11 protein-coding genes are annotated in these 12764 nt (G+C 68.9%); 6 read left to right on the forward strand and 5 right to left on the reverse strand.

The window, feature by feature from the left end:
- Positions 1-270: 270 nt before the first annotated feature.
- Entirely contained in the window at positions 271-894 is a 624-nt protein-coding gene (locus AB2385_RS15450; RefSeq protein ID WP_367655909.1) for a TetR/AcrR family transcriptional regulator, read from the forward strand.
- Positions 895-903: 9 nt separating this feature from the next.
- Positions 904-2145, forward strand: coding sequence for a beta-ketoacyl-ACP synthase II (gene fabF, locus AB2385_RS15455; RefSeq protein WP_367655910.1), 1242 nt, complete (start codon positions 904-906; stop codon positions 2143-2145).
- Here fabF and AB2385_RS15460 read toward each other — a convergent pair.
- The 3 genes from AB2385_RS15460 to AB2385_RS15470 all read right to left on the reverse strand — a co-directional run bounded on the left by AB2385_RS15460 (position 2142) and on the right by AB2385_RS15470 (position 4464).
- Positions 2142-3389, reverse strand: coding sequence for a M48 family metalloprotease (locus tag AB2385_RS15460; RefSeq protein ID WP_367655911.1), 1248 nt, complete (start codon positions 3387-3389; stop codon positions 2142-2144). The genes fabF and AB2385_RS15460 overlap by 4 nt on opposite strands.
- 176 nt (positions 3390-3565) lie before the next feature.
- A complete protein-coding gene (locus AB2385_RS15465) occupies positions 3566-4267 on the reverse strand; it encodes a MarR family transcriptional regulator (RefSeq protein WP_367655912.1) in 702 nt (233 codons plus the stop codon).
- A 26-nt stretch (positions 4268-4293) separates the two neighbouring features.
- Positions 4294-4464, reverse strand: coding sequence for a hypothetical protein (locus AB2385_RS15470; RefSeq protein WP_367655913.1), 171 nt, complete (start codon positions 4462-4464; stop codon positions 4294-4296).
- Positions 4465-4964: 500 nt separating this feature from the next.
- Between AB2385_RS15470 and AB2385_RS15475 the strand changes: the two genes are divergently transcribed.
- Positions 4965-5843 carry a patatin-like phospholipase family protein gene (locus tag AB2385_RS15475; protein ID WP_367655914.1) on the forward strand — a complete coding sequence of 293 codons (879 nt, stop codon included), beginning with the start codon at positions 4965-4967 and terminating at the stop codon, positions 5841-5843.
- Between the two features lie 51 nt (positions 5844-5894).
- Here AB2385_RS15475 and AB2385_RS15480 read toward each other — a convergent pair whose 3' ends face one another.
- Together AB2385_RS15480 and AB2385_RS15485 are read right to left on the reverse strand one after the other, a co-directional pair.
- On the reverse strand, positions 5895-6647 hold the full coding sequence (locus AB2385_RS15480) for an AAA family ATPase (RefSeq protein ID WP_367655915.1): 753 nt from the start codon (positions 6645-6647) through the stop codon (positions 5895-5897).
- A 90-nt stretch (positions 6648-6737) separates the two neighbouring features.
- On the reverse strand, positions 6738-8912 hold the full coding sequence (locus AB2385_RS15485; RefSeq protein ID WP_367655916.1) for a prolyl oligopeptidase family serine peptidase: 2175 nt from the start codon (positions 8910-8912) through the stop codon (positions 6738-6740).
- A 170-nt stretch (positions 8913-9082) separates the two neighbouring features.
- On the opposite strand from AB2385_RS15485, the gene sfsA reads away from it, so the two are divergent.
- From sfsA to AB2385_RS15500, 3 genes are all read left to right on the forward strand, one after another.
- Positions 9083-9916 (forward strand): DNA/RNA nuclease SfsA, encoded by an 834-nt coding sequence (gene sfsA / locus AB2385_RS15490; RefSeq protein ID WP_367655917.1) that lies wholly within the window; start codon positions 9083-9085, stop codon positions 9914-9916.
- A gap of 208 nt (positions 9917-10124) precedes the next feature.
- A complete protein-coding gene (locus AB2385_RS15495; protein WP_367655918.1) occupies positions 10125-11993 on the forward strand; it encodes a methyl-accepting chemotaxis protein in 1869 nt (622 codons plus the stop codon).
- A gap of 291 nt (positions 11994-12284) precedes the next feature.
- Positions 12285-12713 (forward strand): hypothetical protein, encoded by a 429-nt coding sequence (locus AB2385_RS15500; RefSeq protein WP_367655919.1) that lies wholly within the window; start codon positions 12285-12287, stop codon positions 12711-12713.
- Positions 12714-12764: the final 51 nt, after the last annotated feature.

Here is a 12764-nt window from a genome sequence, read left to right on the forward strand (position 1 = left end):
CCACCTCCTGCCAATTGGTAGGGTCTCCCACGGCTCGGGCCGGCACAGCCGCCCCTCGCCGTGATGTCAGGTCTTCACCACGCGGTTTTCCGCGAGATGGGGGCTCCCGCCCCCTCCTCACCTCCACCTCCTGCCAATTGGTAGGGTCTCCCACGGCTCGGGCCGGCACAGCCGCCCCGGCACCCGGTCATGCCGTCCTCCCACACACCACCTCCCACACACCACCTCCCACCACCGCACACCCGTCTTCCCCCAAAGGAGCTGGTCCCCATGCCCAAGGTCAGCGAAGCACACCTGAAACAGCGGCGCGAGGCCATTCTCAACGCCGCCATGGAGGTCTTCCTCACGAAGGGCTACCAACTGGCGACCATCAACGACATCGCACAGCAGGCCGGGCTCAGCGTCGGGGCCATCTACCGCTACTTCCCCACCAAGGCCGACCTGATGCTGGCGCTGGTGCACGAGCGGCTGGGGCGTGCGCCGGAGCTCTTCGCCCGCATGACCCGGAGGACGGACGACCCCTGGGAGCGCCTGGTCCGCTGCGTCGACCTGTTTACCACCGCCCTGCGGGTGCGCCACCCCGGCACCGGCCGGCTGCTGCTGGTCACCCTGGCAGAGGCCGTGCAGCACGGAGACGTGCGCCGGGGACTGCACGAACGGTTCGCCGGGCTGGTGGACTACGTGGCGGACATCCTAGCCGAGGGCGTGGCCCGGGGACGCTTCCGGGCCGACGTCGAGCCGCGCTCCGTCGCGGCGTTGCTGCTCTCGCTGGCCGACGGCGTGGCGGTCTATTGGGTGACCGGGACTCCCGAGGTGGAACTGAGCGCCATGCGGCGGAGCCTGGTGGCGATGCTGCAGGCGTACCTGCTTCCCGAAACCGCAGAGAAGGAGTGACTCCCCCACATGGAACGACGGGTAGTGGTGACCGGACTGGGGCTGATTTCGCCGCTGGGGAATGACGTCAGGACCAACTGGGAGAACGCCGTGGCCGGCCGGTCCGGCATCGGGCCGATCACCCGGTTCGACGCCTCCCGCCTGGCCACGCGCTTCGCCGGCGAAGTGCGCGGCTTCGACCCTGCGACCGTCATGGACCCCAAGGAGGCCCGCCGTTACGACACCTTCATCCAGTACGGACTGGCGGCCGCCGTCGAGGCCGTGAGGGATGCCGGCCTGTCGTTCGAGGGCGAGCTGGCCGAACGCACCGGCGTGGTGTTCGGCAGCGGCATGGGCGGCCTGGAGAGCATCGTGGAAAACGCCCTGATCCTGCAGGAGCGGGGGCCCCGGCGCATCTCCCCCTTCTTCGTGCCCCGCTGCATCATCAACAGCGCCGCCGGTCTGATCTCGATGCACTTCGGCCTGTACGGCCCCAACTACGCCACCGTCTCCGCCTGCGCCTCCGCCGGCCACGCCATCGCCGACGCCATGCACATCATCCGCCGGGGCGACGCGGACGTGATGATCACCGGCGGCAGCGAGTCCACCATCACGGAGCTGGCCTTCGCCGGGTTCAACTCGGCCAAGGCGCTTTCCACCCGCAACGACGACCCGCAGGGCGCCTCCCGTCCCTTCGACGTGGACCGCGACGGCTTCGTCATGGGCGAGGGAGCCGGCGCCCTGGTGCTGGAGGAGCTGGAGCACGCGCGGCGCCGCGGCGCCCGCATCTATGCCGAACTGGCCGGGGCCGGCATGTCGGCCGACGCCTACCACATCACCGCTCCGCACCCCGAGGGGAAGGGGGCCGCCCTGGCGATGAAGGGCGCCCTGCGCAGCGCCGGGCTCAACCCCGAGGACGTGGGCTACATCAACGCCCACGCCACCTCCACCGACCTGGGCGACGTGCAGGAGAGCCTGGCCATCGAGGCGGTGTTCGGCGACCACGCTCGCCGCCTGGCCGTGTCAGGCACCAAGTCAATGCACGGTCATCTCCTCGGGGCGGCCGGCGCCATCGAGGCCATCCTCACCGTCCTCGCCCTGTACCACCAGGTGCTCCCGCCCACCATCAACCTGCGCCAGCCCGACCCGCAGTGCCGGCTGGATTACGTGCCCAACGAGGCGCGGGAGGTGAGCGGCCTCACCGCCGCCCTCAGCAACAACTTCGGCTTCGGGGGCACCAACATCTCCCTGGCGTTCCGCCGCTTCGCCTAGGGCTGCGGCTCCAGGGCCGCCCGGATGCGCCGCATGATCGAGGGGTGCGAGTGGCTCAGGAACTCCACCAGCGGGGGCGGCGCCACGTCGCCGGGGTTGGCCCGGGCCAGCTTCTGAAAGCTCTGCACCAGCGCCCTGGGGTTCTGCGTGAGCTTCAGGGCGTACCGGTCTGCGCACACCTCCATGTGGCGGGAGAGTGCAGCCTGGGCCGGGGCCCCCACCACGTCGAACAGGCTGAGGAAAAGGAGGAGCAGCGCCAGGCCCCGGGCCGCATGGGGCGCCGGCAGCCCCAGGGGCGTCACGTCACGCATCTCCCTCAGCATCCACGCGGCGAGGCCCAGGCTGGCGGCGTTCAGGGCGGCGCTCAGCAGCCAGGCCTTCATCAGGTCGCCGTTCACGGCGTGGGACAGCTCGTGCGCCAGCACTGCCTCCACTTCGGCCAGCGTCAGCTCGTGCAGCAGGGTGTCGTAGACGAAGACCTGCTTCGTCGGCCCGAGCCCGGCCACCATGGCGTTGAGCCGGCTGGACTCCGCCCCCATCCGCAGCTCGGCGACGCGCTCCACCTTCACCCCCGCCCGGTCGGCCAGGCTCTGGATCAGCGCGGTGACCTGCGGGTCGGAGACCGGCCGGACCTCGTGGAAGAGGGGCAGAAGCAGCACCGGGTAAAGCGCGGCCATCAGCAGGCTGAAGGCCGCCGTCACCAGTGCGGCGCCCGCCCACCAGCGGGCAGGGCTGCGGCGAATGAGAGCGTAGAGGGCAAGCCAGAGCAGAAGCGAGGTGCCCAGCCCCACCAGCAGGCTGAGCAGGTGGTCGCCGAACCACGCCCAGGGGGTCTCCCGGGTAAGGCCGTAGGCCCGCTCGTGGGCGTACTCCAGGTAATAGGCAAAGGGCAGCTCCACCAGGGCAGTGAGAAGGCCCACGCCGGCGGCCACGCAGGCCACCTCCAGCCACCAGCGCCCCCTCCCCCGCGCCTCCAGCCAGCGGAGCAGCCGCGCCCCGGCGGGGTGGAAGCAGAGCAGGGCGAGCGCCGCCAGCGAGGCAATCGACTTCAGGCTGCCCGCAATGCGGGCCTCCCGGGTGAAGCGGCGACCGCGCTCCAGCATCTCGGCGGGGAAGTAGTGGAGCGCCTCCACGTTCAGGGGGCGCGGCTCCAGGGTCGCGAAGAGGAGCATGAGCATCAGGCCCAGGGCCAGGGTGAGCAGCACGGTCCAGGCGGCCCTGAGGGGCAGGCTCGGCGTGCGCACGGGCGTCGACCTCCCGGGTAGTCCGACTCTACCCCTCTCTATGCAGCCCGTCCCCGGCGGTAGACGCGTCCTCGGGGACAAGAATGAGCCCCTCCCCGGACGGGGGACCAGCCCCCTGCCCCGGGAGGGGCCATGTTCATCTCCATGCACACGGGCTTCACGCCCCGGTCCGCGCCTCATTCCCCTGCAAGGCTTGCGGCGAGCCCCTCGTCGAGGAAGTCCGCCAGCATCTCCCGCTCCTTCTCGGTCAGGTGGTCGATCGTGTTCCAGTAGCGGCCTGCCAGGTCGGCCAGTTCGGTGCTGAAGCCCTGCCCGATCGACTGGATGACGACGCCCATGACGAGCCCCACGAACATCGTGAGGCGCATTTCCCGGCCCGGCGCCTGCTGCAGCAGCGACGTGACGGCACCGATCGTGTCGGCGCTCAGCGCCCGCAGGCAGACCAGGAGCAGACCGATGAGACAGGCGCAGAACATCGCGCCGGCCTCCATCCCGCCGATTTCGCCCGTGGTCCGCTCAATCGCCCTGGCCGGGCTGAGACCCCTGAGCTCATGCAGGAGCTGCCGCGCCCGTTCCTTGATGGCCGCCAGCTCCTCTTCCCCGCGCGCGCCGTGCGGGCGCCGGAGTAGCGCCTCGGCCTGCTTCGTCGGCACGAAGACGATTTGCGACCGCCCCATCTCGCCGGGCCGCACGGCGTAGTTGCGGGTGATGAGCCCCTGCTTCTCCAGTTGCTTCAGCATGTCGTAGGCCGTCCACTTGCTTACCCCGATGAGCTTGGCCAGCGCTTCATAGTGAACCGGAAGCTGGGTGCGGTGGTACAGATCCATCAGCCCCTGCAGGAACTGCTTGCGCCGCTCTGTGAGGTTAACTCTGACCACCTCCCCAAAAAGCCAAAGATCCATCCTTAAGTAACATATACGCGCATCAACGGGGAGTCAAGGACGCGGCGCTTGTGCTGGCTCTCAATCTCCTCCAGAACCGACTCCACCTGCCGGCAGAAGTCTTCTGCCAGCTTCACGGACAGCCACTGAACAAGATCCTTGAAGGACGTCACCGAATCCGTTACTTTGATCATAGGACCTCCCCCATGGAATCCTTTGGGATTCTGAGTGTCGGGTCACTCAGGGGGAGGTCTCTACTATTTCAACTTCGGCGTCCCTGCCCAGCCCAATTTGGTGTTACGCGATGCGTCGACACCCGCGATATTTTTTGGGTCTATTGGGTGAAAACCTATTGCGAACAGCGCCAGCACGAGGTATGCTCAGAAGTGGATCTTGGGTCTTTTGGGGGTTTGTCGGGACCTTCTTGGGTCTTTTTGACTACCCCCATCGCGTCAGGAATGGGTTCGGAAAGGAGGTGACCGCGATGTCGCCCGCCGCGTGGATCGTGGTCATCATCGTTGTCCTTGTCGCCATTGGCGGGTACCTCTGGTACGCCAAGAAGAACAGCAAGTGGCCGTTCGCCCATCAGAAGGCCTGATCGGCCACACCGCAGCAGCCCCTGGGCTCCGGCAGCCCAGGGGCTGTCCCTTGGCCTCATCGCGGGGAGGTGCGCACAGCAAACGGGGTGGAAGGGATGCAGGCAAATCCGCGCGTTGCCCTCATACTCAGCAGTGGTGCAGCCCGGGGCTTTGCCCACGTGGGCGTGCTGGAGGTGCTCGATGCGGCCGGCATCCGGCCCAGCCTGATCGTGGGCGCCAGTTTCGGCGGGCTCGTCGGTGCCGCCTACGCGGCGGGACGGGCGCCGGCCGAGATGGCGGCCCTCGTACGGCGAATCGACTTCAGGACCGTGCTGGCACTCACCGACCCCACCCGCCCGCGGGACGGGCTGGTTGCCGGGGACAGACTGGAGGCGTTCTTTGCCGATCTGGTCGCCCATGCCGACTTCGCCGGGCTCAAGACACCTGCCGTTCTCATCGCCACGGATCTGGACACCGGCTGTCCGGTCGTGCTGAACCGGGGGGACGTCGCCCGGGCCATCCGCGCCAGCACGGCCATCCCGGGCATCTTCGCGCCGGTCCGATGGGAAGGTCGGGAACTGGTCGATGGCTCCCTTTCGTCGGGACTGCCGGTCTGGGCGGTCGGGGACCCCAAATCCTGGGTGATCGTTGCGGTGGACGTCACCTCGTCCGTCGACGCAGGTCCGTTTGCCGCCGCACTGCGCACGGTCGGGCACCTGCCCTGGCTGCTCCCCGAAGGCGGGAGAGACGTCCTGCCTGCGAAGCCAGACCACATGCCGGCGATCGCCTGGAGCGTCCTCCGGGCCGCCCGCTTCGTGGGAAGAGCCACCGACACGCTGCAGGAACAGACCCGCGGCAAGCTTGTGCTGATCCGCCCTCCCGTGCAGAACGTGCGGTGGTTCGAGTTCACGAGGGGAGACGAAATCCGGCGCCTCGGTTTCCAGGCGGCCATGCAGGCCCTGCCGCGGATCGAGCGGGCGCTGCAGGCCGGATGACCAAAATGAGCCACGCCCTGGAGCGGCGTGGCTCATCCCGTTACCGACCGCTTACAACGCCTCATCCGGCTGGAACAGCTCCGCCAGCACCCGCTCGCGGTGCTGCAGGAACTGGCGGGTGATCTGGTAGTGCGGTGTGTCCTCGTACCGGACCTCGGCGGGTGGGGATTCGTCGAAGGAGAAGATCTGCGCCCCCGGGTAGCCCAGGATGATCGGCGAGTGGGTAGCGATAATCCACTGCGCGGTGGGGCCGAGGTCGTGGATCACCCGCAGGAACGCCAGCTGCCGCGCCGGGGACAGGGCCGCCTCGGGCTCGTCCAGCAGGTAGAGCCCCCTGCGGCCGAAGCGGTGGGTGAAGAGCGCCAGGAACGCCTCGCCGTGGGAGCGCTCGTGCAGGGAGCGGCCGCCGTAGGCCTCGTAGACCCACCGGCCGCCGCCGAAAGGTTCCCGGGCGAGCTCGTCCAGGTAGGAGGCGAAGTGGTAGAACGTCTCCGCCCGCAGGAAGAAGCCCTCGGTCACCTTGGGCAGCCAGGAGAGGCGGACGGCCTCGCCCAGGGCGCTCTCGGCCGCGTCCACCCGCAGCATGTTTGACCGGCCGCCGCCGGCGGTGCTGAAGCCGCACTGGTAGGCGATGGCCTCGAGCAGCGTCGACTTGCCCGAGCCGTTCTCGCCCACGAAGAAGACCACGTGGCTCCGGAACCGAAGCTCCTCCAGGTGCCGGATGGCCGGGATGTTGTAGGGGTACACGTCCCAGTTGGAAACGGTCTCGCGCCGGAGGGAGACCTCCCGGAGGTACAACGGCATCCTCCCCTTTGTGTAGCGTGCGCAGGGCCCGGTGGAACAGGCGGGGCGGCAGCGGCCCCCGCCCGCGCCTGCCGAGTCCCGTGCACCTGCCTAATCTTTGTTCGGCGGGCAGTACTTCCCGAACCAGCGCAGGATCTTGTGGAACCGGTCCACCCGCAGCACCGGCGGGCCCTCCCGGGTGAGGTCGTGGTTCGACCGGGGATGCCGCACCAGCTCGGTCGGGGCCTGGCCGTAGAACTTGATGGCCATGTAGAACTGCTCCGCCTGCTCGATGGGGCAGCGGTAGTCGAACTCCGAGTGCATGATGGAGATCGGGGTCTTCACGTTCCGCACGTAGGCCAGGGGCGAAACGCGCCACAGCTCCTGCACGCCCTCGGGCGACCAGGGGTCGTCTACCTTGTGCTGGGCCTGGTTGAAGAAGGGCCCGAAGTCGGGGGTGCCGCTGAAGGAGACCCAGTTGGAGATCGACCGGTGGGTGATGGCGGCGGCGAAGCGGTCTGTCTGGGTCACGATCCAGTTGGTCATGAAGCCGCCGTAGGAGCCGCCTGTGACGGCCAGCCGGTTCTCGTCCACCCAGCCAAAGGTGAGGGCGTGGTCAACGGCGTCCATCAGGTCCGTGTAATCCCGGTTGCCGTAGTCGCCGCGCACCGCGTCCACGAAGGCCTGCCCGTATCCGGTGGAGCCCCGGGGGTTGACAAAGAGCACGCCGTAGCCGGCCGCCGCCAGCAGCTGCATCTCCTGATAGAAGGCATGGCCGAAGCAGGTGTGGGGCCCGCCGTGGATCTCCAGCACCAGGGGGTACTTCTGCCCCTCCCGGAAGCCGACGGGCTTCATCAGCCAGCCGTGCAGGTCCCAGCCGTCGCGGGCCTTGAAGTGCAGCTCCTCCACCTCAGGCCACTCAATCTCGGCGAAGAGGCCGGCGTTCACGTGGGTCAGGCGCCACTCCTGGCCCGTCAGCACGTCGTAGACGTAGATGTCGCCGACCTCGTACATGGACCCCGCCACGAAGGCGAGCCGCTGGCCGCTCCGATCGAAGGTGCCGCCCGAGATCTCCCGCCGGCCGCCCAACAGGAGCTGCGGCCGGTCGCCGCTCACCGGGAAGGCGTAGACCGAGCAGGCGCCGCGATGGGTCACCGGCACGTAGAGCCACTGGCCGTCCGGCGACCAGGTCACCTCCACCCCCCGGCCGCCGGGCCTGACGTCGGCGCCGACGCTGTCGCCGATCTCCAGGTCCCAGTGGTCCAGGATGCGGGGATCGCCCCCGTCCACGGGGTAGAGGTAGATCTTGGGTTGGGTCGCGTTCTGGTACTCGTTCTGGTGGCCGAGGACCGCCAGGGTCTTGCCGTCGGGCGAGAACCGGGCGAGGGAGAAGGCGCCGATCCCGCCGGTGATGTTCCGGGGCCGGAACGCGGCCGCCGCCTCGGCCGCGGCCTGCTCCAGACGCCCGGCCAGGGCCTTCCGCTCCTCCTCTCCCGGCTCCTCCGCCCCGGGGACCGGCGGCGCGACCGACGCCCGGGCGGCGGGCGAGTCCGGGTCCGGCAGCGGCACCACGAAGACGTCGCGCACCCGGAACGACTCGTCCGCGGTGCGGTTGGCGGCAAAGGCCAGCCACCGGCCGTCCGGCGACCAGGTCACCGCGCCGTGGTCGTAATAGCCCCAGGTCACCTGGACGGGCTTCGGCAGCGGCTCACCCGGGGCCGGCACGGGCACCACCCAGATCTGGGCCCGCCGGTCGGGCTTGATGCCCACGCTGTTCTCACGCCAGCGCATGATGGTGAAGGTCCGGGCCTCGTCGCGGGCCCGTTTCTCCTCCGCCTTCCTGTCGGCCTCGGCCCTGGGCCGGGTGAGCATCTCGCGCCGGTCCTCGGGCCCCACCGCCGAGGTGAACGCGAGGTAGCGGCCGTCAGGCGACCAGACGGGGTTCGACGCGCCGTGGCGCATCTGCGTCAGCTGGCGGGCCTCGCCGCCGTGCCGGTCGATGAGCCAGATCTGCTTGTCGCCGCTCCGGTCGGAGACGAAGGCCAGCGTGCGACCGTCCGGCGACCAGCGGGGCGACCGGTCGCTCCCGGACCCCTGGGTGAAGGGCACCGGCTGGCCGCCGGTCGTGGGCACGAGCCAGATGTGAGACCGCGGCTCCTTTGTTTCGGGATCGACGTGGGTGCGCACGAAGGCGACCACCTCGCCGTCGGGCGAAATCTGCGGGTCGCTCACTGTGACGAACTTGTACAGATCTTCCGGAACCAGGCGTCGCTTCTGCTCCGACAATTGCAACTCCTCCTTTGTGGGGCACTCTTCCATACTTAAACGGCGTGCCCTGCAGTACCTCCTGGGAGTCCCCGGCCCATGGGCGACCCCGGCGGAGGGACGGGACGGGACAGAGTCGAAGTGGACGCACCGTCACGAGTTTCACCAGTACCCGGAAAGGAGTCTTTCCCGTGACCGAAAAGCGAGTCCCGGCCACCTTCATCGAACGCCCCAACCGCTTCGTCGCGCGCGTCCGCCTCGCCGACGGGCAGGAAGTCCGGGTCCACGTGGCCTCCTCGGGCCGCATGGCGGAACTCCTCCTGCCCGGGGCGCCGGTAATCGTCGATTTGCTGGACGGTGCGGCGGAAACGCCGCCGTCCGGCGCAGAAACGGTCCCGCAACTCGCGGCAGCAGAGTCTCCGCGGCCCGTCGCCCCGTCCCCCGGACGGAAGACGGCTGGGCGCCTGGTGATGGTCCGCACCGGCCCCACGTGGGTCTCCGCCGACACCTCGCTGCCCGGCAAGCTTTTCCGGGAGGCGGCCGGCCGGGGGGCGCTCCCGCCCTTCGCCCGCTACACCGGGGTGCGCCCCGAGTACCCCTACGGCGAGAGCCGCATCGACTTCCTGCTCACGGGACCGGGCCTGCCCCCCTGCCTGGTGGAGGTGAAGTCGGTCACCTCGGTGCTGCCCGCGGCCGACGGGGCGCGGGTGGCCCGCTTCCCCGACGCCCCCACTGCGCGCGGCGCCAAGCATCTGCGGGAGCTGGCCGGCGCCCTGCGCGCGGGGTATCGCGCCGCCGTCTGCTTCATCGTGCAGCGAGACGACGCCGACGCATTCGGCCCCTGGGACGAAATCGACCCGACCTTCGGCGAGACCCTGCGGCAGGTGGCCCGGAAGGGCGTGGAGGTCTACGCCTTCTCCACCCGCGTGACCCCGGAGGGCGCCGCGCTGGACGGGCAGCTGCCCGTGCGCCTGGACGGGCCGGAAGACGGTGCTGGACAGGCCCCCGCACACTCCGGCCGGTAGGCCCTTCGCCCGGGCACACCCGCCTTCATTACGGAGCCCCTGCGCGGTGCAGATGCTTTCGAGGCATGGCCACCCCTTCCGGAGGGAACCGGGATACTACCTGAGGATGATATTTGTGCACTCAGAAACCTCGCATATCCAAAAATCCACTCTGCGTGGCATAATAGCAGGCATATAAAGCCACACACAGTGGTGGAGGGGATCAACGGTGCGCAAGACGATCTGGTCCAACATGGCAGTGAAGCTCCTCATCTCACCCCTTGTGCTAACCGTTCTCCTCATCGGAATGGGACTGGTGAGCCTGGGCACCACCCAGGCGCTGCTGCGGGAACTCGGCACGATTGACCGGAGCTACACGCTGGCCGAGGGGGTCCAGGCGCTGCGGGCTGACCTGCTCCAGGAAGCCAGCGGTATCAGCAACTACGTGCTCTTCGGCGACTCCCGCGACATGGCAGACTACCAGAGCGCCAACCAGCGGGTGAGCAACGCGCTGGAGGAACTGCTGGACATCGCCGAGGACGAGGCCATCCGCTCGCAACTGGTCACCGTGAAGGAGCAGCACGAGAAGTACGTCCAAGCCGTGGAGAAGATCCGGACCATCCTCCGCGGCAGGAATGACCACGAGGCGGTCGTGGTCCTGCGCATGGAAGCCGTGCCGGCCATGATGGAGATGACCCGGACCATCAACGGTCTGGTGGATTCGCTCACCCAGGAGGCATCGGCCGACCTCTCCGGCGTCCGGCTGCGGTCCCGCATCATGCAGGGGGGCGTCATCGTCTCCGCCGCCGTCGCCGTGATCGTAGGCGTGGGGGTGACCCTGCTCATGGCCCGCCGGCTGACCCGCCCGATGCAGCACCTGGCCACCGCGGCGGCGGCCATCGCCGCAGGCGATCTGCGCACGCAGGAGCTGGCAGTCGCCCGGAACGACGAGCTGGGCGAGATGATCCGCACCTTCAACAGCATGGTCCGCAACCTGCACGACACCCTGCGCCGGGTGAGCGAGAGCGCCGAGGCCGTCATGGGCGCCTCCCGACAGCTGTCGGCCCTGGCCCGGTCGTCGGCGGATGCGGCTTCCAGCTCGGCGCAGGCCATCACCCACGTGGCCTCCGGTGCGACGGACCAGGCCCACGAGGCCGCCGAGGTGAACACCACGGTGGCCCGGCTGCAGGAGACCATCCGATCGATCGCCGAGGCGGCCTCCCGCTCGGCGGCCGACATCGGGCAGGCGACGGAACTGCTGGGGCAGATGACGGCCAGCTTCGACCAGATGGCCCAGCGCGTATGGGGTTCGGCGGAGCGGGCCGCGGTGGCCATGCAACAGGCCGAGTCCGGCGCCCGGGTGGTGGAGCGGACGCTGCAGGAGATGGCCACGGCGAGCGAAGTCGTAGCCCAGGCGGCGCAGCGCCTGCGGGAGCTGGAGCAGCTTTCGGGGCAGATCGGGACCATCAGCGAGACGATCTCCACCATCGCCGACCAGACCAACCTGCTGGCCCTGAACGCGGCCATCGAGGCGGCCCGGGCGGGCGAGCACGGCCGGGGCTTCGCGGTGGTGGCCGACGAGGTGCGCAAGCTGGCGGAGCGGGTGGCCGACTCGGCGGGCAAGATCACGGCGCTCATCGGCAGCATCCAGCAAGGCACCGCCGAGGCCGTGGCCGCCATGGAGGCCGGCACGGCTCGGCTGGACGAAGGAAACCAGCTGGCCGGCGAGGCCGGCGAGTCCCTGCAGGCGATCCTGCGGGCCGTGCGGGAGGCCACGGCCAACATGGACGACGTGGCCGCCGAGGTGGAGAAGGTGAAGGCACACGCCGCCGACGTTGCGACCACCGTCAAGGCGGCGGCCGAGCTGGTCCAGTCCAACAGCGCCGCCACTGAGGAGTTCTCGGCCGGCGCCGCGCAGGTGACCGCGGCGGTGCAGCGCATCGCCGCGGTGTCCCAGGAGAACGCCGCGGCTGCCGAGCAGGTCGCCGCCTCCACGCAGGAGATGAACGACGCCGCCGGGCAGGTGGCTGCCGCGGCGCAGCAGCTGGCGCAGACGGCGGCAGAACTGCAGGCCGAGGTGCGGCGGTTCCGGTTGTAGGTGGCGTGCCGGAGGTCACAGCCGGCGCATAGGGGAAGCCAGGCCACATCCGGCAGCGGGGAAGGGTCCGGTGGCGGCACACGTCGCCATGCAACTGGTTAAGGCGCTCCGCCCTCAGTGCGGAGCGCCTTTGTTCTGTCGACCGGACACCCGCCTCCGGCGGCACTCGGGTGTTCCCCCTTGACAGAGCACAACTAACAGCGGAATGCTATGGATAGTCTGAATAAAGCACACGACCTGATGCTGTGGAGTGGGCGAGGGCAAAAAGCAAACCAAGGTGGCCGAGCAGAGGTGAATGTGTATGCTGGCGCTGGGCCGGCCACAGATGGCACCGCTAGTCTTGCGGTCGTCATTGCGATGGCCGTTGCGGCTATCGCGGTTCGCGCGAGCCAACATCCAAGGGAGGCGGAGGCGGAACCACCCCAGGCAGACGTCATGGCCATTCTGAGTGTCGACCCACCGCAGATTCAGGGGAATGAACTCTACGACCAAGCATTCGCCCGGTCCGTCGTGGAACGGGCCGACGCCATCCTGAACCAGATTGACCAGGACGATGTGCCCCCACCTGCTGCGTTTGTGTTTCAGAACGCAAAGCAAGAACTCCTGACCGCCAGAGACCTCCTGAACCGAGGCGACTTCACGGAAGCCGTTCGCTTCAGTTCGCAAGCCGAAGCCGCTGCCCATCAGGTGCGCTTCGTCATTCAGGCAGAGGCTGAGTAAGGTGGACCCCATTGTCAAGACACGATTTTGGCCTTGGTTAAGCTACACTCG

Source organism: Symbiobacterium sp., assembly GCF_040797425.1.
Lineage (GTDB): Bacteria > Bacillota > Sulfobacillia > Symbiobacteriales > Symbiobacteriaceae > Symbiobacterium.

What these genes read in the sequence shown, in the direction of transcription:
- AB2385_RS15450 (WP_367655909.1), top strand. Translation starts at nt 271, where the DNA reads ATGCCCAAGGTCAGCGAAGCACACCTGAAACAGCGGCGCGAGGCCATT.
- fabF (WP_367655910.1), top strand. Translation starts at nt 904, where the DNA reads ATGGAACGACGGGTAGTGGTGACCGGACTGGGGCTGATTTCGCCGCTG.
- AB2385_RS15470 (WP_367655913.1), bottom strand. Translation starts at nt 4,464, where the DNA reads ATGATCAAAGTAACGGATTCGGTGACGTCCTTCAAGGATCTTGTTCAG.
- AB2385_RS15475 (WP_367655914.1), top strand. Translation starts at nt 4,965, where the DNA reads ATGCAGGCAAATCCGCGCGTTGCCCTCATACTCAGCAGTGGTGCAGCC.
- AB2385_RS15480 (WP_367655915.1), bottom strand. Translation starts at nt 6,647, where the DNA reads ATGCCGTTGTACCTCCGGGAGGTCTCCCTCCGGCGCGAGACCGTTTCC.